General features: G+C 59.8%; 10 protein-coding genes. 9 read left to right on the top strand and 1 reads right to left on the bottom strand.

The annotated features are described in order from the left end of the window. Window positions 1-12 precede the first annotated feature (12 nt). Window positions 13-777, top strand: a complete 765-nt coding sequence (locus tag F8N44_RS24370) for an ABC transporter ATP-binding protein (RefSeq protein ID WP_003227281.1) — start codon at window positions 13-15, stop codon at window positions 775-777. A 262-nt stretch (window positions 778-1,039) separates the two neighbouring features. Next, the gene (locus tag F8N44_RS24360) at window positions 1,040-2,032 is read left to right on the top strand and encodes a GlxA family transcriptional regulator (protein ID WP_174245078.1); all 993 of its coding nucleotides are present in this window, start codon (window positions 1,040-1,042) and stop codon (window positions 2,030-2,032) included. Between the two features lie 19 nt (window positions 2,033-2,051). On the opposite strand, the gene F8N44_RS24355 is transcribed toward F8N44_RS24360, so the two are convergent. After that, the gene (locus F8N44_RS24355) at window positions 2,052-9,851 is read right to left on the bottom strand and encodes a dermonecrotic toxin domain-containing protein (RefSeq protein WP_150652075.1); all 7,800 of its coding nucleotides are present in this window, start codon (window positions 9,849-9,851) and stop codon (window positions 2,052-2,054) included. Between the two features lie 305 nt (window positions 9,852-10,156). Between F8N44_RS24355 and F8N44_RS24350 the strand changes: the two genes are divergently transcribed. From F8N44_RS24350 to astE, 7 genes are all read left to right on the top strand, one after another. Beyond that, window positions 10,157-11,377, top strand: a complete 1,221-nt coding sequence (locus F8N44_RS24350; protein ID WP_008077923.1) for an aspartate aminotransferase family protein — start codon at window positions 10,157-10,159, stop codon at window positions 11,375-11,377. A gap of 204 nt (window positions 11,378-11,581) precedes the next feature. Continuing rightward, window positions 11,582-12,601, top strand: a complete 1,020-nt coding sequence (gene aruF / locus F8N44_RS24345) for an arginine/ornithine succinyltransferase subunit alpha (protein WP_016983955.1) — start codon at window positions 11,582-11,584, stop codon at window positions 12,599-12,601. 51 nt (window positions 12,602-12,652) lie between these two features. Beyond that, window positions 12,653-13,678 carry an arginine N-succinyltransferase gene (gene astA / locus F8N44_RS24340; protein WP_008077921.1) on the top strand — a complete coding sequence of 342 codons (1,026 nt, stop codon included), beginning with the start codon at window positions 12,653-12,655 and terminating at the stop codon, window positions 13,676-13,678. After that, window positions 13,675-15,144, top strand: a complete 1,470-nt coding sequence (gene astD / locus F8N44_RS24335) for a succinylglutamate-semialdehyde dehydrogenase (protein ID WP_191630946.1) — start codon at window positions 13,675-13,677, stop codon at window positions 15,142-15,144. The genes astA and astD overlap by 4 nt, the downstream gene beginning before the upstream one ends. A gap of 138 nt (window positions 15,145-15,282) precedes the next feature. Next, the gene (gene astB, locus F8N44_RS24330; protein WP_150652073.1) at window positions 15,283-16,629 is read left to right on the top strand and encodes an N-succinylarginine dihydrolase; all 1,347 of its coding nucleotides are present in this window, start codon (window positions 15,283-15,285) and stop codon (window positions 16,627-16,629) included. A 56-nt stretch (window positions 16,630-16,685) separates the two neighbouring features. Then, on the top strand, window positions 16,686-16,976 hold the full coding sequence (locus tag F8N44_RS24325; protein WP_007919345.1) for a hypothetical protein: 291 nt from the start codon (window positions 16,686-16,688) through the stop codon (window positions 16,974-16,976). Between the two features lie 12 nt (window positions 16,977-16,988). Continuing rightward, complete coding sequence (gene astE, locus F8N44_RS24320; RefSeq protein WP_150652072.1) at window positions 16,989-17,999, top strand: succinylglutamate desuccinylase; 1,011 nt, start codon at window positions 16,989-16,991, stop codon at window positions 17,997-17,999. The last annotated feature ends 83 nt before the right edge of the window (window positions 18,000-18,082 follow it).

Genomic DNA, 18,082 nt, shown 5'->3' with positions numbered 1-18,082 from the left:
AGAACCGACCGCATGTACAAACTTGAAGTCCAAGACCTGCATAAACGCTATGGCAGTCACGAAGTGCTCAAGGGCGTGTCCCTGAAAGCGGCAGCCGGCGATGTGATCAGCATCATCGGCTCCAGTGGCTCCGGCAAAAGTACTTTCCTGCGCTGCATCAACCTGCTCGAGCAGCCGCACGCGGGCAAGATTCTGCTCAACAACGAAGAGCTGAAACTGGTGGCGAACAAGGACGGCGCGCTGAAAGCCGCTGATCCCAAGCAGCTGCAACGCATGCGTTCGCGCCTGTCGATGGTGTTCCAGCATTTCAACCTGTGGTCGCATATGACCGCGCTGGAAAACATCATGGAAGCGCCGGTGCATGTACTCGGTGTATCCAAGGCTGAAGCCCGTGAGAAAGCCGAGCACTACCTGAACAAGGTCGGCGTGGCCCATCGCAAAGACGCTTTCCCTGGGCACATGTCCGGTGGCGAGCAGCAGCGTGTGGCGATTGCCCGTGCGCTGGCGATGGAACCGGAAGTGATGCTGTTCGACGAACCGACTTCGGCCCTCGACCCGGAACTGGTGGGCGACGTGCTGAAAGTCATGCAAGCGCTGGCTCAGGAAGGTCGCACCATGGTTGTGGTGACCCACGAAATGGGTTTTGCCCGTGAAGTGTCGAACCAGTTGGTGTTCCTGCACAAAGGTGTTGTTGAAGAGAGCGGCAACCCGCGTGAAGTGCTGGTCAATCCGCAATCGGAACGTCTGCAACAATTCCTCTCGGGCAGCTTGAAATAATTCAGGGCTGCCGTTGTGCACCGTGATAGTGCATGCTTCGCAGCCAGTAGGCCGACCCGCAATCTCTGTGGGAGCGAGCCTGCTCGCGAATGCGGTGTGACATCCAGCACAGGTGTCGACTGATCCACCGCTTTCGCGAGCAGGCTCGCTCCCACAGTTGGATCTCTGCCTGGATCTCGGTTGGTTTCAAGATTTGTGTTCATTTACGGGCTAGCATTGGCCCATGCCTTCATCACTGTTCCTCGTTTCGGATTGCCCGCCCATGACTGCCCATCGAATTGGTTTCCTGATTTGGCCCAGCACTAAAGCGTTGACGCTGGCGCTGGCGGAGGAAGCCTTGCGTGTTGCTCAGCGTGTGCACCCGGACGTGGTTTACGAACTGTCGTTCTTGCAGGCCGAAGCCGTTACAGGAGCCGGTGCCGAGGGCGCCTGGCAATTGCCCGGTGAGCCCTGGACCGGCAAGCTCGAAAACTTCCAGAAACTGTTCCTGCTCGCTGATGAGCCGCCGACCACTTTGGCGCCGGCACTCAGCAGTGCGCTCAAGCAACTGGTACGTGCCGGTACGGTCATCGGCGGTCTGTCCGCTGGCGTGTACCCGCTGGCGCAACTCGGTTTGCTCGACGGTTATCGCGCCGCCGTGCACTGGCGCTGGCAGGACGATTTCGCCGAGCGTTTCCCGAAAGTCATCGCCACCAGTCATCTGTTCGACTGGGATCGCGATCGCCTGACCGCGTGCGGTGGCATGTCCGTGCTCGATCTGCTCCTGGCAGTACTGGCCCGCGATCATGGTGCAGAACTGGCCGGCGCCGTCTCGGAAGAACTGGTGGTCGAACGCATCCGCGAAGGCGGCGAGCGTCAGCGCATCCCCTTGCAGAACCGTCTCGGCTCCAGTCATCCGAAGCTCACCCAAGCGGTGTTGCTGATGGAAGCCAACATCGAAGAACCACTGACCACCGACGAAATCGCCCAGCACGTGTGCGTGTCCCGTCGTCAACTGGAGCGGATCTTCAAGCAATACCTCAACCGTGTGCCGAGCCAGTACTACCTGGAACTGCGCCTGAACAAGGCCCGGCAGATGTTGATGCAAACCAGCAAGTCGATCATCCAGATCGGCCTGTCCTGTGGCTTCTCTTCGGGGCCGCACTTCTCCAGCGCCTATCGCAATTTCTTCGGTGCCACGCCGCGGGAAGATCGCAACCAGCGGCGCAGCAGCAGCCCGTTCGAATTGTCGTCAGTGCCGCCCGAGCGCGGTTAGACCTCGCCGAGCGCCGGGATCAATCGGAAAACGAGATATCCCTGAAGTCTTCCAGCGCTTGGTAAGTGCTGGCCAGCCTCTCTCGCTCCTCCAGCAGTCGCGTTTCATTGGCCGCATTGTAAATCCTCAAACGCTGCTGACTCTCCAGGCTAAGTGGATTGTTACTGAAGTCATAGGTGGGACCTTTGCCGTCAGCAGGAGAGGGCAGTGGGTCGGGGAGTTCGATGATGGCGTTGGCGGAAAGATCTGCATACGTCAGTTGTGGCATGGCAAAAAGGCCGGCCGGTGTGTCGGTCAGTCCCGTGTTGCTCAATTGCAGAGAGCGACACGCGTTGAGGTTTCTCAGATCCGGTGTCAGCCCCAACGGATTGTGGCTCAAGTCGAGAATCTGCAGGTTTTCCATCGCCGCCAGATCATTCACGGTTTGTTCAGTCAGTACGATGCGGCAATGGGGCAGTTCCAGGCTGGTCAGATTGTTCATGCGCAAGATTGAGACGGGAATCTCGTTGAGCTGATAGGCGCGGATATCGAGTTTCTCCAGTGTCGGAAACAGCTCGAGCAAACGGTCAACCCTGGGATGCACGCTGGCAGTACTCGTCAGTGTCAGTTTGCTGGTCTGCTCGAAACGGCCGCTCAGTATCGGCAGTTCGCCATGGAAAGACAGATCAAGGGCGACCTCGGAAGAGGCCAGGCCGACCGGCGCAACGCGCAAGTGTTGTTCCAGACCCTCCCTGAACCAGGTACGTCTGGCGTTTTCCTGGCGTAGCGCTTCGTCGTCCATGTCGACGCCTGTAACCGGATCACGTGGAACCTCTCGCGCCCACACCTCGAGCTCGCTCAATAGCGTGGCGAGGTTGCTCTGGCGACGCAGCAACTCGATGCGTCCCTCGGCCATTGTTCCGGGCAGACCATAGACCAGTTGATTGGCGTCGGCTTCACTGAGGCCGGTATACAGGCCTCGCGCCAGGGCAATGTCAGCCTGGTCGGCCGCAACGCCGAGATTGTGAGAAGAGAACTGGTAGTAGCGCTTTATCCGTTCTCTTGTGGCAGCGGACAGCGGATTGGCTCTCAGGACGACCCCGCTTGCGCCAAAACCTTGCAAGTCTTCCGGCAAATCCACAATGGCGTTTTCGCTGAGAAATGTCTCGCGCAGCCGCGGCAGCTGCCCCACGCCGACGGGAACCTGTGTGATACCGGTACGGGAAAGATCCAGTGCCGACAGCGTCCGCAATGCACTGATATCCGGAGCTGTGCCCAAGGGGTTGTTGTACAAGTCCAGTCCTCTCAACCGACTCATCGCGCTAAGCGTGACCTGCCCCATGGCGTCGAATACAACACCGCAACTGTTCAGCGCCAGCGTTTCGAGGGACGGCATGAGTGCCAGCGCCCGTGGCATGCGGCCCAGCGTGAAACCGCGCAGCTCGATCGCCTGCAGTCCTTTGAAGCACGTCAGGAAACTGTCCGGGGCATTCAGTGATTCATTACCCTGGATGGACAAGCGCACGACGTGGCTGAAGTCGGCAGACAGCGACGGCAGTTCCCCCGCAAATTGAGCAGTGAGATCTAGCGTGTTGAGCCTCAACTCGGGCTTGTCGGTATTTCTGCCGCGCCAGAACTGTTCCAGATTTTTACTGAACTCTCTCCTCCTGAATTGTTCTTCCACACGTTCAGCTGTGCTCCAGATTTCGCCGGTCCTGGGGCTGCGCAACGGTATGCGTTCGGACCAGCTGCGCAGCTCGCCGATCATCTGGCTGATTTCCGCTTCCCAGCGCAGCAGTTGCGCCGTACCCGCCTGCAGCGTGCCGGGCAAGTGATAGATCATGTGACTGGCGTCGTCGATGTCCATCCATGGATACAACCTTTGTGCGCTGGCCAGATCGCCTACATCCGGCATTACGTCAAAATGGCGGCCATGCTCGACGTAGAAGGTTTTAATGCGTTCGCGAGTGGGCAGGGACAGTGGGTTGCTGGCCAGGTTGGTGCCGTCGGCGAGGTCCAGATCCAGGCTGAAAAAAGCATCGGGCAGGTCGGTAATACGGTTGCCGTTCAACAGAGCGTTTTTCAGGTTCGGGTGTTCGGCGAATCCATTCGGCAGGGCCGTAATGCCACTGTTGGACAGCAGTAGATCGCGCAGGACGGGCAGCGGCTGAAGGTCAGGTATCGCCACTAGCGGATTGTGACTCAGGTCCAAGAGTTCAAGATTACCCAGCGTGGCGAGTGTGGTCTGGTCAGCGGGGCTGAGCGTCACACCGCAGTCTCTCAGTGTCAGTTCCGTGAGCTTCGGCAGGCGGATCACCGACTGCGGTATTTCACCCAGTGGAAACTGTTGCAGGTCCAGCTCGCTCGCGTTGACGAACAAATCGATGAACGCGTCGGGGGCGCCAATGGCAGCATTGCCCCTGAGCTTTACACCGGCGACATGAGTCAAGTCGGTTGTCAGTTGCGGCAGGTCACCGATGAACCTCAAGTCGGACTCAAAAAAATCCGCACGCATGCCTGACTCGACCGAGCGGTGGCGCCAGAACCGTTCCAGCTGTTGGCCAAATTCGGAGCGGGCAGCGTACTGGTCAAACAGTTCAATGGCCGTCAGAACCTGACCCGTCACGGGATGAACGCTGGGAACTTGCGGCGCCCAAGTGGTCAGGTCCGAAGTCAGCTGAGTAAGCTCGGCCCTCCACCTGACGAGCTGAGTTCTGCTATCGGCCAGGGTTCCGGGCAAGTCGTAAATCACATCGCTGGCCTCTTGCTCGTCCAGAGATGGAAACAGATCTCGCATAAGGGCGATGTCGCTGCTGTCTGCACGTACATCGAAGTCTTGTCCGGTGCGTCGGTAGTAGGTTTTCACCTTGTTGCGTGTGGCAACCGACAGCGGGTTACCGGAAAAGTCGAAGCCATCACTTTGATTGGCCGACAGCTCAAACACCGCGTCGGGGATTTCGCTGATGCGGTTACTGCTGATAATCGCTGTGCGCAGATTCGGATGACTGGCCAACCCGTCAGGTGTCACGTTGAGGCCGCAGTTGGACAGGTCGAGGTAGGTGAGTTCGGGGAGGGCGTTTACGTCGGGGAAAGTCCCTAGCGGATTGTTGCTAAGGTCCAGCGTATGCAGGTTGTTGAGGGACACCAGTGTCGCTTGATTTTCAGGCGTCAGCACCACGCCGCAATCGTTGAGTTCCAACACGCTGAGGCGAGGCATCCTGATCTGCGAAAGCGCGATCGGTTCGAGGTCGAAGGCGTGCAGCTCCAGTGTGGTCAGATTCGCAAAGCGTTGAATGAACGGCAGGACTGCAGTGAGGTTTTTATTGCCTGTCAGCGTCAGTCGGGTGACATGACCGAAATTGGCACTCAGGACTGGCAGGTCACCCATGAAATCAAGTGTGGCTGCCAGATCGGTCTCTCTGAGGGCGGCCGATCGGGTGCGCCAGAACTGTTCCAGTTTTTGTCGGAATTCGTCCCGTGCATTGCGTTCCAGTGCTAGCTCATCCGGGGTCAGGGGGCGTCGGAATATGGGGTCGAGCGCCGGGATCTGGTTGACCCATTCGCCAAGTTCGGTCTTCAGCGTCGTCAGCTCGGCTTCCCAGTTGGCGAGTTGAGCCCGGCCTTCTGCCAATGTGCCGGGGAGCCGATACAGCAGCTCACTGGCCTGGTCGACATTCAGATCAGGAAACAGTGTGGTGGTGCGCAGAATATCCGCCGACTCGGGGCGAACTCCGAAGTGCTTGCCGGTGTGGTTGTAGAACGTTTTCACTTTCTCTCGTGTGGCGGTCGACAGCGGGTTGTCGGCAAAACCGAAACCATCACTGAGGGAGCTGGCCAGGTTGAAAAAAGCGTCCGGTATGTCGGTGATCTGGTTGCCATCGAAACTGCCAGTGATCAGTCGTGGGTGATCGAGCAGGTTATCCGGCAGTGTGGAGATGCCCGTTTTCGTGAGGTTGAGGTAACGCAACGAGGGCATCGCGCTGATATCGGGAGGCGTGCCCAATGCATTGCCCCGCAAATCCAGCAGCGAAAGGTTGGGTAACGAAGCAAGTACTGCCTGGTTCGCAGCCGAGTGGGTGATGCCGCAGTCGCGCAAGATCAATTGGCGCAGATTCGGCATTGCGGCAAACGACTGGGGCAGGCTCGGCAGGTCGAGGTTTTGCGCATCCAGATACATCAGGCCCCTGAAGCGTTGCATAAAGGTATCGACTGCCCCGGTATTGGTACTGCCATTGATGGACAGCATGACAACGTGGCTGAAGTCCGCTTCCAGTACGGGCAGCTCACCCAGGATTGGTTGCGCAATCTGCAACATGTAGCCGGCGGGCCCCCGGGTTTGTCTGCGCCAGCAACGCAGTAGCGACTCTCGGAGCTGCGCGCGATTCTGCAGGGCTGCCCGGCGTTCGATGTAGGTCAACGGCAGACCGCTGACCGGGTCATTGGCGGGGACGTCGATTTCCCAGGTACGCAGGTCATCACTGAGCTTGAAGTATTCGTTGCGGCGCCTGGCCAGCTCTGCGTTGAACTCAACGGTATTGTTCTGAAAAACCGCGACGAAATTGCGCGCCTCTTCGTCGGACATGCCTCGATAGATCGCCTGCACGCGCTCTCGGGGACTAACGATACGCTGGCCTGTGGTGATCAGGTCGTGCTGGTTTTCAATGCCGATCACACCGAGTTCACCCGCCTCAAAAAAATCGGCATCTTCGAGGCGTCTGGGTGCGTTCCGTCGATCATTGCCGAAGCCTGCCAGGCGCAGCGTATCCACAGGCGGTTGGCTGATCGGTGCATCGAGCAGCACGGTGCGCAGCTCGTCGCGCTCAAGTGTTCGCTGACGAATCGCGGCTTTCAGCGCGTCGCTCTGGCCGATCTGCACGTTCAGATTCTGGCGTTCGCCGTCGGGTAATGCGTACAACAGGCTGGAGTAGAAATCCGTGGCCGAATGCAGCTCCTGGCCGCGGTCGTCGTAAGGTTGATAGCGGCCGTCCTGTTGGCGAACCAGTACTTTCTGCGCGGGGGCATCTTCGCGTCCGATGCTGTCGAGTACCGACCCCTCGTAACGTCCGTCGCGGATTTCCAGGCGCACATCGCCGCTCCAGCCCGGCAACAGCTTGAGGCTGTGCAGCGCAAGGGAATCGGAATCGGGATTGTTGATGGCTTTCAGTTCCAGGCCTTCGTACGCCCGGGTGACGCGCACTTCCTGGCTGGCCAGTTGCATGAGTTCCTGCTGGCGCGCCGGCAGTTGCCCGTCATTGATCTGACGCAGTTCAGCGCCGGTGGCCGTGTCGAGCAGTTCGCGGGTGACGCTGGCCGGCAAGCCGGGATGATGTCGATCCAGTTGCTGTGCCAGTGGATCGTCGATGCGTTGCAGTGCCTGATAACGCGATTCGAACAGCGTGGTGCGATGGCGTCTGCTGAGGTGGGCCAGTTGCTTGCGCAGCGTTTGGCTGCGCACCTGCACGGATTGCGTCGGCCCACCGAAGGGTTCTGCGAGCAGGTTTTTGGTTTGCTGCTCGTCCAGGGCGCCAAGCAGCGTCTTCAGCACATCGCCGTCGGGCTCCTGGCGAAGCTCGGTCAGCGGCAGGGTTTCGTCAGCGGAGGACTGCCAGATCAGCTCGCCCTGTTGATCGATGAAACGCAGGCGCTGGCTGCGTGGCCAGCGACCATGGTCCGTCAATAGTTGCAGATGCGTGACGGGATCGACGCGCAGGTATTCTTGCGCCTCGCTGCTATCGAGTTGGTCGCTCAGGCGTTGCAGCTCCTGATCGATCTTGAAGCGCTGGATGCTGTCGGCCAGAAGCGGGGGCAGGGTTTGCTGATCAGCATGCATTTTGCGCAAGGCATCGTCGTTGACGCCGCTGACTTGCAGAATCGTCTCGCGCTCGGCGGGGGAAAACGACTCTACGGAAGGCCCGATGCGTTGCAACGCGGTGGCGCCGTCCCACTCCAGTGGTTGCTCGAGTTCGGTGTGCCAGGCGCCGGCACCGTTGTGTCGCACAACGGGTTGATAGGCGTCGGCGCGGGTTGGGTGTTCGATACGGTATTGGCCGGGGACCGGGCTTTCGATGACGGCGAAGTGTGCGTCGTCGAGAGGCAGCAATTGCTTGCCCTGATGTTGATGCAGGCCAAGCTCATTGGCCTTTGAGCCGGTATCAGGAAGGCTTGTGTGTTGATAGCGGTCGAGGTTCGGGTCCCAATAGCGGGTTTGCTCGTTGGCCAGTCGCACAGGTTTGAAGCGGTCGATGAAAGCGACAATCTCCTTGGGCAATATCTTGCGAAACTCGGCAGCGCCAATCGCACCACCGACGGCGAAAGTGCCGAGCTGGACCAGTGATTCGACTGTGCCCATCAGGTGTTCGAACGCTTCGGTTTTACGCCCTTGCGCCCATTCGATGATGCCTTCGAACGCTTCGTCGAGAAACTGATAGGCCATGTACGCCATCATCGCTTCGCCCAGAACCGGCACGAATGGCGCGACCACCAGTGCGGCGGTCTGCGCAATCGTGGTGATGATGTTGACCACCGAATCCCAGAAAGCCCAGCGTGCCTTCTGGTCCACCGCCGCGGTGGGAACAGCAATGACCTGAGCGTCATTGAGGATCTTGTTCAGTCGGGTCTGGTAGAGGTGCTGCCACAGATCGTCGGCGAACGGCTCGAGCCCCGACTGCAGATCGGGGCGCTCGACCGGCGCTTCACGCCATGTAGGCAGAGCGTTGCCTGGCTCGTGGGGGTGCCACTTGATCTGGGTGAGTCGACTGTTCAGCGTGCTGAAGAAAGCCCCGCGTTGATCGTGGTTGACGAATCGGCTGAAGAATTGCTGGTAATCCTTCGAGCGCAGTTGTCGTGTCAGTTCAACCACCATTTCGGCCGCTGAGGCATATTCCTTGAAGGGATGCTCGGGATCATCCGGAACGTAGGCCACCACGCGGGCGGCGCTGCGAGACACATACAGATCCGGGGCAAACACGACAATACCGGTGAGCGACGCACCCAGCACGGTTATGTCATGGCAGCGTACCGGCGCTTCCTTGACATGGAGGCCGCCCAGCCCGTCAAGCATCGCTTCAACCAGACGAAAGTAACTTTCCGATATGTCCCGGTTCATTCGCGCCCATTGCAGAGCGGCTTTCATGGAGGCTTTGGCACTGGCGTCTATTTTTTTTCGCAGTGCTGCCTTCACTGTCGAATCGGTAAAACCCAGCGTGTCTTCGAGTTTTTTCTTGTACTGCGCGCCGATATCCAGCCGTCGGCACAACTGGACGAACGCTGAAATGCTCAGTTTGGCTTTGATCGACGGCAGCGCTTCGAACTGGCCTGTGGAGGAGGGGCGGGTGGTGTAGGTCGACGCGGCTTCGAAGGCTGCTGCGTAGGTTTCCTTTTCCTCGAAGTTATGCAGCGCGGCATCCAGCAGCGAGACGGACCAGACGCGCGCGCCTGTGCTTATCGGAAACCACGGCGTGGTGGCGGGAATGTACAGGCGTACAAAAGTGGTTCTGACATCCAGATCCAGATCGAAACACTTTTTCAGCTCTGCCTGGAGCAACGGTTCGGCAAAGGCGCTGGCGTCTTGCAGGTGTTCAAGGCTTTTATCGACCTCACTTTGGGCGGCCATGTGGGCGGCATTGAGGCTTTTCATCTGTACGTGTTGCGTGGCGGGCGCAGATTGCACCGGGGCCGAGAGCTGCGGCGAAATACGCTTGAGTGCCTCGCGGCGAGCGACTGAGGCACTGCCCAGCCAATCGGGGATTGCATTCTTCAGCGGCAGGTAATGATCGTCGGGGTGTTGGGCATCGTTGGTGTCGGGCGGGGATGCCGGTTGTTGTCCTTCGGGCAAGTTCATTGGCCATTCCTTGGGCGTTGAAAGGAATGCCCAGCAAATCAGCAAGTGGCGATCGAGGTGCGGTACATATTTATAGCTTTGCTGCGAGGTTGAGTTGGTATTCTCTGCAGCCTGCCGCAAATCGGCAGCGCCAGTTAAACTGCGCCTTTGCGACGCTATATGTCGCATTGCCGTAAACCCGGGAAAATCCGGGGTTTGCGCTATAAGAAGTTGTCGCTTGGCGACAAGGCCGGGCAGAAAACTGTCCTTACAATCCCCCCATCGCTCGCCAGTTTCAGGCGGGTGGCCCTCATCAGGAGACTCCGATGTCCGTTGAGCACGCTGCGGTACAACGCGCCGATTTCGACCAGGTAATGGTTCCCAACTACGCGCCTGCCGCTTTCATTCCGGTGCGTGGCGCCGGTTCCCGTGTCTGGGATCAGGCCGGCCGCGAGCTGATCGACTTCGCCGGCGGGATTGCCGTTAACGTATTGGGCCATGCGCACCCGGCGCTGGTCGGTGCATTGACCGAGCAAGCGAACAAGCTGTGGCACGTGTCCAACGTGTTCACCAACGAACCAGCCCTGCGCCTGGCGCACAAGCTGATCGACGCCACGTTCGCCGAGCGCGTGTTCTTCTGCAACTCGGGCGCTGAAGCCAACGAGGCCGCGTTCAAGCTGGCCCGTCGTGTGGCGTTCGACCGTTTCGGCACTGAGAAATACGAAATCATTGCGGCGCTGAACAGCTTCCACGGCCGTACCCTGTTCACCGTCAACGTCGGTGGCCAGTCGAAGTACTCCGACGGTTTCGGCCCGAAAATCACCGGCATCACTCACGTTCCTTACAACGATCTGGCCGCGCTGAAAGCCGCGGTTTCCGACAAGACCTGCGCAGTCGTGCTCGAACCGATCCAGGGTGAGGGCGGCGTGCTGCCGGCTGAACTGGCTTACCTGCAAGGTGCCCGCGAACTCTGCGACGCGAACAACGCGCTGCTGGTGTTCGACGAAGTGCAGACCGGCATGGGCCGCAGCGGCAAGCTGTTCGCCTACCAGCATTACGGCGTGACTCCGGACATCCTGACCAGCGCCAAGAGCCTGGGCGGCGGTTTCCCGATCGCGGCGATGCTGACTACCGAAGCGCTGGCCAAACATCTGGTCGTCGGTACTCACGGCACCACTTACGGCGGCAACCCGCTGGCGTGCGCGGTCGCTGAAGCGGTGATCGACGTGATCAACACCCCTGAAGTGCTGAACGGCGTGAATGCCAAGCACGACAAGTTCAAGGCGCGCCTTGAGCAGATCGGCGAGAAATACGGCCTGTTCACTCAGGTGCGTGGTCTCGGTCTGCTGATCGGTTGCGTGCTGAGCGATGCCTGGAAAGGCAAGGCCAAAGACATCTTCAACGCCGCTGAAAAAGAAGGCCTGATGATTCTGCAAGCCGGCCCGGACGTGATCCGTTTCGCCCCGAGCCTGGTGGTGGAAGACGCTGATATCGATGCCGGTCTGGATCGTTTCGAGCGCGCGGCTGCAGCACTGACGCAAGCCTGATAGACCCTTCGGCGCCTGGAGTCTTTCAGGCGTCGAACCCAATTTTTGATGCCGGTGAAATTCATTGTGGGAGCGAGCTTGCTCGCGAAGAGGGAGTTTCAGTCGCCATCTATGCTGACTGATACACCGCTTTCGCGAGCAGGCTCGCTCCCACAGTGCCCGGTGTTTTTTTCTGTGAATTTATAAGAGAAAAGGAGTGACACCATGCTGGTGATGCGCCCCGCGCAAATGGCTGATCTGGGCGAGGTACAGCGTCTGGCTGCGGACAGCCCGATTGGTGTCACTTCCTTGCCGGATGACGTGGAACGTCTGAGCGACAAGATCGCCGCGAGCGAAGCTTCGTTCGCCGCCGAAGTGAGCTTCAACGGTGAAGAGAGCTACTTCTTCGTCCTCGAAGATTCCGCTACCGGCAAGCTGGTCGGCTGCTCGGCAATTGTCGCTTCGGCCGGTTACTCGGAACCGTTCTACAGCTTCCGCAATGAGACCTTCGTCCACGCTTCCCGCGAGCTGAAGATCCACAACAAGATCCACGTACTTTCGCAGTGCCACGACCTGACCGGCAACAGCTTGCTGACCAGTTTCTACGTGCAGCGCGAGCTGGTGGGTTCGCCGTGGTCGGAACTCAACTCCCGTGGCCGACTGCTGTTCGTTGCCAGCCACCCGGAGCGTTTCGCTGATTCGGTGGTCACCGAGATCGTCGGTTACAGCGACGAGAACGGCGACTCGCCATTCTGGGACGCGATCGGTCGCAACTTCTTCGATCTCAACTACGCCGAAGCCGAGCGTCTGTGCGGGCTGAAAAGCCGCACGTTCCTCGCCGAGCTGATGCCGCATTATCCGATCTACGTGCCGCTGCTGCCGGACTCCGCCCAAGAGGCGATGGGGCAGGTGCATCCGCGTGCGCAGATTACCTTCGACATCCTGATGCGCGAAGGCTTCGAGACCGATCATTACATCGACATTTTCGACGGTGGCCCGACCCTGCATGCGCGCGTTTCGGGGATTCGTTCGATCGCCCAGAGCCGTGTGGTGCCGGTGAAAATCGGCGAGCCGGTCAAAGGTGCCGGGCGCCAGTATCTGGTGGCCAACGCGCAGTTGCAGGATTACCGCGCTGTATTGCTGGAGCTGGATTACGCGCCGGGTAAACCGGTGACTCTGGATCTGGAAGCGGCCGAAGCCCTGGGCGTCGGTGAAGGTGCCAGCGTGCGCCTGGTGGCGGTTTAACGCCTTAGCGAGTTTCACGGGTGGCGAAAGCGGCCCGTTTGAGGAGATAGCATGATTGTTCGTCCCGTACGCAGCAGCGATTTAGCCGCGCTGATCGACCTGGCACGCAGCACCGGCACCGGCCTGACCACATTGCCGGCCAACGAAGAACGTCTGGCCCACCGGGTTGGTTGGGCCGAGAAGACCTTTCGCGGTGAAGCCGGCCGTGGCGATGCGGACTACCTGTTCGTGCTCGAAGACGACGACGGTCGCGTGGTGGGGATTTCTGCCATCGCTGGCGCGGTTGGTATGCGTGAGCCCTGGTACAACTTCCGTGTCGGCCTGACGGTTAGCGCTTCGCAAGAGCTGAACATCTATCGCGAGATTCCGACGCTGTTCCTGGCTAACGACCTGACCGGTAACTCCGAGCTGTGCTCGCTGTTCCTGCACGCCGATTACCGCAGCGGTCTCAACGGCCGCATGCTGTCCAAGGCGCGGATGCTGTTCATCGCTGAATTCCCTGAATTGTTCGGCAACAAGATCATCGCCGAGATGCGCGGTGTCTCCGATGACGCCGGCCGTTCGCCGTTCTGGGAAAGTCTGGGTCGGCACTTCTTCAAAATGGAATTCAGCCAGGCCGATTACCTCACCGGTGTCGGCAACAAGGCGTTCATCGCTGAACTGATGCCGAAATTCCCGCTGTACACCTGCTTCCTGTCCGAAGGCGCGCGTAGCGTAATCGGCCAGGTTCACCCGGACACCGAGCCGGCCTTGGCCATGCTCAAGGGCGAAGGTTTCAGCTATCAGGGCTACGTCGACATCTTCGACGCCGGCCCGGCCATCGAATGCGAAACCGGCAAGATCCGCGCAGTGCGTGACAGCGAAGCGCTGGTTCTGGCCGTCGGCACGCCGGGCGACGACGCGACGCCATTCATCATCCATAACCGCAAGCGCGAAGACTGCCGCATCACCGCTGCGCCCGCGCGTCTCGCTGCCGGCACCCTGGTGGTCGATCCGCAGACCGCCAAACGTCTTCAACTCAACGCTGGCGATCAAGTGCGCGCCGTGGCGTTGTCCGCTGCACGGGAGTCGAAATAATGAATTCGCTATACATTGCAGGTGAGTGGCTGGCCGGTCAGGGCGAAGCTTTTCAATCGCTGAACCCGGTGACCCAGCAAGTGCTGTGGTCGGGGGAGGGCGCAACCACCGCTCAAGTCGAGTCGGCTGTGCAAGCTGCGCGTCAGGCGTTCCCGGGCTGGGCGCGTCGTACGCTGGAAGAGCGCATCACTGTGCTTGAGGCATTCGCCGCCGCGCTGAAAAACCACGCTGACGAACTGGCCCGCACTATCGGTGAGGAAACCGGTAAACCGCTGTGGGAAGCTGCGACCGAAGTCACCAGCATGGTCAACAAGATCGCGATCTCGGTGCAGAGCTACCGTGAACGTACCGGCGAGAAGAGCGGCCCGCTGGGCGACGCCACCGCCGTGTTGCGCCACAAGCCACACGGCGTGGTTGCGGTATTCGGCCCTTACAATTTCCCTGGGCACTTGCCGAACGGCCACATTGTTCCAGCGCTGCTGGCCGGTAACAGCGTGCTGTTCAAACCAAGCGAACTGACCCCGAAAGTCGCCGAGCTGACGGTCAAGTGCTGGATCGAAGCCGGTCTGCCGGCAGGAGTTCTGAACCTGCTGCAAGGCGCTCGCGAAACCGGCATCGCGTTGGCGGCGAACCCGGGCATCGACGGTCTGTTCTTCACCGGTTCGAGCCGCACCGGCAATCATCTGCACCAGCAATTCGCCGGGCGCCCGGACAAGATCCTCGCGCTGGAAATGGGCGGCAACAATCCATTGGTGGTTGATCAGGTCGCGGATCTGGATGCAGCGGTTTACACGATCATTCAGTCGGCGTTCATTTCTGCCGGTCAGCGTTGCACCTGTGCACGCCGTCTGCTGGTGCCGCAAGGCGCGTGGGGCGACAGCCTGCTCAAGCGTCTGGTGGAAGTCAGCTCGACCATCGAGGTCGGCGCATTCGATCAACAACCGGCGCCGTTCATGGGTTCAGTGATTTCCCTCGGCGCGGCGAAAGCGCTGATGGACGCTCAAACACATCTGCTGGCCAATGGCGCCGTGTCGCTGCTGGCGATGACTCAGCCGCAGGCGCAAGCCGCGTTGTTGACGCCGGGCATTGTGGATGTGACGGCGGTTGCAGAACGTCCGGACGAAGAACTGTTCGGCCCGTTGCTGCAAGTGATTCGCTACGTCGATTTCGAAGCGGCAATCGCTGAAGCCAATGACACCGCTTATGGTCTGGCCGCTGGTTTGTTGTCCGATTCCGAAGCGCGTTATCAGCAGTTCTGGCTGGAAAGCCGCGCCGGGATCGTCAATTGGAATAAACAGCTGACCGGTGCTGCGAGCAGCGCGCCGTTCGGCGGTGTGGGTGCCTCGGGTAACCATCGCGCCAGCGCCTATTACGCAGCGGATTACTGCGCGTACCCGGTGGCGTCGCTGGAGACTCCAAGCCTGGTGTTGCCATCGGCCCTGACGCCTGGCGTAAAGATGGCGTGATGCCCATTCGCGAGCAAGCTCGCTCCCACAGGAAAACGCATTCCAATGTGGGAGCGAGCTTGCTCGCGAAGGTCGCGCCGCGGTCGCAAAGAATAGTTACTGAAGCCTATAACAACAGATTCTCGTGGAGCCTCGCTGATGAAATCCTATGAAGTCAATTTTGACGGTCTAGTGGGGCCGACCCATAACTACGGTGGTCTGTCCTACGGCAACGTTGCCTCGCAGAGCAACAGCCAGCAATCCTCGAACCCGAAGGAAGCGGCGCTGCAAGGCCTGGCGAAGATGAAAGCGCTGATGGAAATGGGCTTTCAGCAAGGCGTGCTGGCACCGCAGGAACGTCCGGACGTGGCCGCTTTGCGCCGTCTGGGTTTCAGCGGCACTGACGCACAGGTGATCGAGCGCGCCGCCAAAGAAGCCATGCCGCTGCTGGTCGCCAGCTGCTCGGCGTCGAGCATGTGGGTAGCGAACGCCGCCACGGTCAGCCCGAGCGCCGACACCGCTGACGGTCGCGTGCATTTCACCGCCGCCAACCTCAACTGCAAATACCACCGCAGCATCGAGCACCCGACCACCAGCCGCGTGCTCGGCGCGATGTTCGCCAATCAGCAGCACTTCGCTCATCACGCGGCATTGCCGGCGGTAGCGCAGTTCGGTGATGAAGGCGCGGCTAACCACACACGTTTCTGCCGTGAATATGGTGAGGCGGGCGTCGAGTTCTTCGTGTTTGGTCGCAGCGCGTTCGACAACCGTTTCCCGGCGCCGCAGAAGTACCCGGCCCGTCAGACCCTCGAAGCGTCGCAAGCGGTTGCCCGTTTGCACGGGCTGCGTGATGAGGGCGTGGTCTACGCCCAACAGAACCCGAACGTGATCGATCAGGGCGTGTTCCACAACGACGTGATCGCCGTGGGTAACGGTGAAGTGCTGTTCTATCACGAGGATGCCTTCCTCGACACCGAGGTGATGCTGGCCGAGCTGCAAAGCAAACTCGCCAAGGTTGGCGGCAACTTCCAGTCCGTGTGTGTGCCGCGTTCGGCGGTCACCGTGGATGACGCGGTGCGTTCGTACCTGTTCAACAGCCAGTTGCTGTCGCGCCCCGATGGCTCGATGTTGCTGATCGTGCCGCAGGAGTGCCAGGCCAACGAGCGTGTCTGGGCATATCTGCAAAGTCTGACCAGCTCCGGCGGTCTGATCCGCGAAGTCAAAGTCTTCGACCTCAAGCAAAGCATGCAGAACGGCGGTGGCCCGGCGTGTCTGCGTCTTCGCGTCGCGCTTAACGAAACCGAACTGGCGGCGGTCAACCCAGGGGTTATCATGACGCCACCGTTGTACGGTTCGTTGACCGCATGGGTTGAAAAGCACTACCGCGACCGCTTGAGCGAAACCGATCTGGCGGATCCGCAATTGCTGCTTGAATGCCGGACGGCACTGGATGAACTGACGCAAATCCTTAAACTGGGCGCGGTTTATCCATTCCAGATCAATTGATGGCCGGCGCGTCGCCTGAACGCGGCGCGCGGCTTGTCTCCCAAGAGAGTAAAAACATGAGCGATTCCCTGCAGCTGATCCTTGAAGACACCGACGGCACGCAACTGGAGACTTCCTGCACCCGCGTTGCGGTCATGTGGCAAGGCAAAGAGCTGTGGATCCAGCAGGACGGCCGTGGCCAACTGCTGATCGGCGTGGACGTTGAAGAAGGTGATGCCGAGTACGCCAACCTGCTGCTGCGCCCATTGGCGACTAATCTGGTAAGTCTGCAACTGGAGATGGAACCGGCTGACGTCGGCGACGACGAAGACCACGTGCACGGCCCGGATTGCAACCACGACCACTAAGGAAGCCGCTCTATGCTCGCCCTCGGCAAACTGCTTGAACTGACCCTCGCCGGCCGCGAACCGGCGGAGAAAACTCAACTGACTGTCGAAGGCGTGCGTATGCGCTGGTTGAGCGAAGGTGCGCTGGAAGTCCGGCCACCGGAAGCGCGCGACAACGGCCTGGACTTGCTGCTGTCGGCAGGTATCCACGGCAACGAAACAGCACCGATCGAATTGCTTGATCGGCTGCTGCACGACATCGCACGCGGCGATCTGAAGCCGCGCGCACGCATTCTGTTCCTGTTTGGCAATCCGGAAGCGATTCGCAAAGGCGAGCGCTTCGTCGAGCAGGACGTCAATCGGCTGTTCAACGGCCGTCATGAACAAAGCAGTGGCAGCGAAGCACTGCGTGCCTGTGAGCTGGAGCGTTTGGCGGCAAGTTTTTTCAGCAAGCCGGATCGCCAGCGTCTGCATTACGACCTGCACACCGCTATTCGCGGTTCGAAGATCGAGCAGTTTGCCTTGTATCCGTGGAAGGAAGGTCGCCAGCATTCGCGTCTTGAGCTGGCACGTCTGCGCGCTGCGGGCATGGAAGCGGTGCTGTTGCAGAACAAACCGTCGATCGTGTTCAGCTCGTACACCTACGACAAGCTCGGTGCCGAGGCTTTCACGCTGGAACTGGGCAAGGCGCGGCCATTCGGGCAGAACGACGGGGTTAACGTCTCGCTGCTGGAAACCCGTTTGAAGCAGATCATTGAAGGCACCGAGCCGGAAATGGCTGAAGCGCAGCTGGACGGTTTGCAGCTGTTCAGTGTCGCCCGGGAAATCATCAAGCACAGTGATGCGTTCCGCTTGAACCTGCCGCAGGACATCGAAAACTTTTCAGAGTTGGACGTGGGTTACGTGCTGGCCGAAGATCTGGCCAATACTCGCTGGATCATCGAAGAGCAGGGCGCACGGATCATCTTCCCTAATCCCAAGGTCAAGAACGGCTTGCGCGCGGGCATCCTGATCGTCCCGACCACCGACGAAAACCTCGCCTGATAGCGATTTCCGGTCTGACATATAACCCTGTGGGAGCGAGCTTGCTCGCGAATGCAATCTGGCATTCAACCTTTGAGTTGGCT

The organism is Pseudomonas fluorescens, from assembly GCF_902497745.1.
Lineage (GTDB): Bacteria > Pseudomonadota > Gammaproteobacteria > Pseudomonadales > Pseudomonadaceae > Aquipseudomonas > Aquipseudomonas fluorescens_BM.
Note: the sequence above shows the minus strand (reverse complement) of the source record. Positions and strands in the feature narration are given on the sequence as shown.

Bases quoted from the DNA above. Each gene is read 5' to 3' on its own strand.
- F8N44_RS24350 (WP_008077923.1), top strand. From the start codon at position 10,157: ATGTCCGTTGAGCACGCTGCGGTACAACGCGCCGATTTCGACCAGGTA.
- F8N44_RS24370 (WP_003227281.1), top strand. From the start codon at position 13: ATGTACAAACTTGAAGTCCAAGACCTGCATAAACGCTATGGCAGTCAC.
- F8N44_RS24325 (WP_007919345.1), top strand. From the start codon at position 16,686: ATGAGCGATTCCCTGCAGCTGATCCTTGAAGACACCGACGGCACGCAA.
- aruF (WP_016983955.1), top strand. From the start codon at position 11,582: ATGCTGGTGATGCGCCCCGCGCAAATGGCTGATCTGGGCGAGGTACAG.
- astB (WP_150652073.1), top strand. From the start codon at position 15,283: ATGAAATCCTATGAAGTCAATTTTGACGGTCTAGTGGGGCCGACCCAT.
- F8N44_RS24355 (WP_150652075.1), bottom strand. From the start codon at position 9,851: ATGAACTTGCCCGAAGGACAACAACCGGCATCCCCGCCCGACACCAAC.
- F8N44_RS24360 (WP_174245078.1), top strand. From the start codon at position 1,040: ATGACTGCCCATCGAATTGGTTTCCTGATTTGGCCCAGCACTAAAGCG.
- astA (WP_008077921.1), top strand. From the start codon at position 12,653: ATGATTGTTCGTCCCGTACGCAGCAGCGATTTAGCCGCGCTGATCGAC.
- astE (WP_150652072.1), top strand. From the start codon at position 16,989: ATGCTCGCCCTCGGCAAACTGCTTGAACTGACCCTCGCCGGCCGCGAA.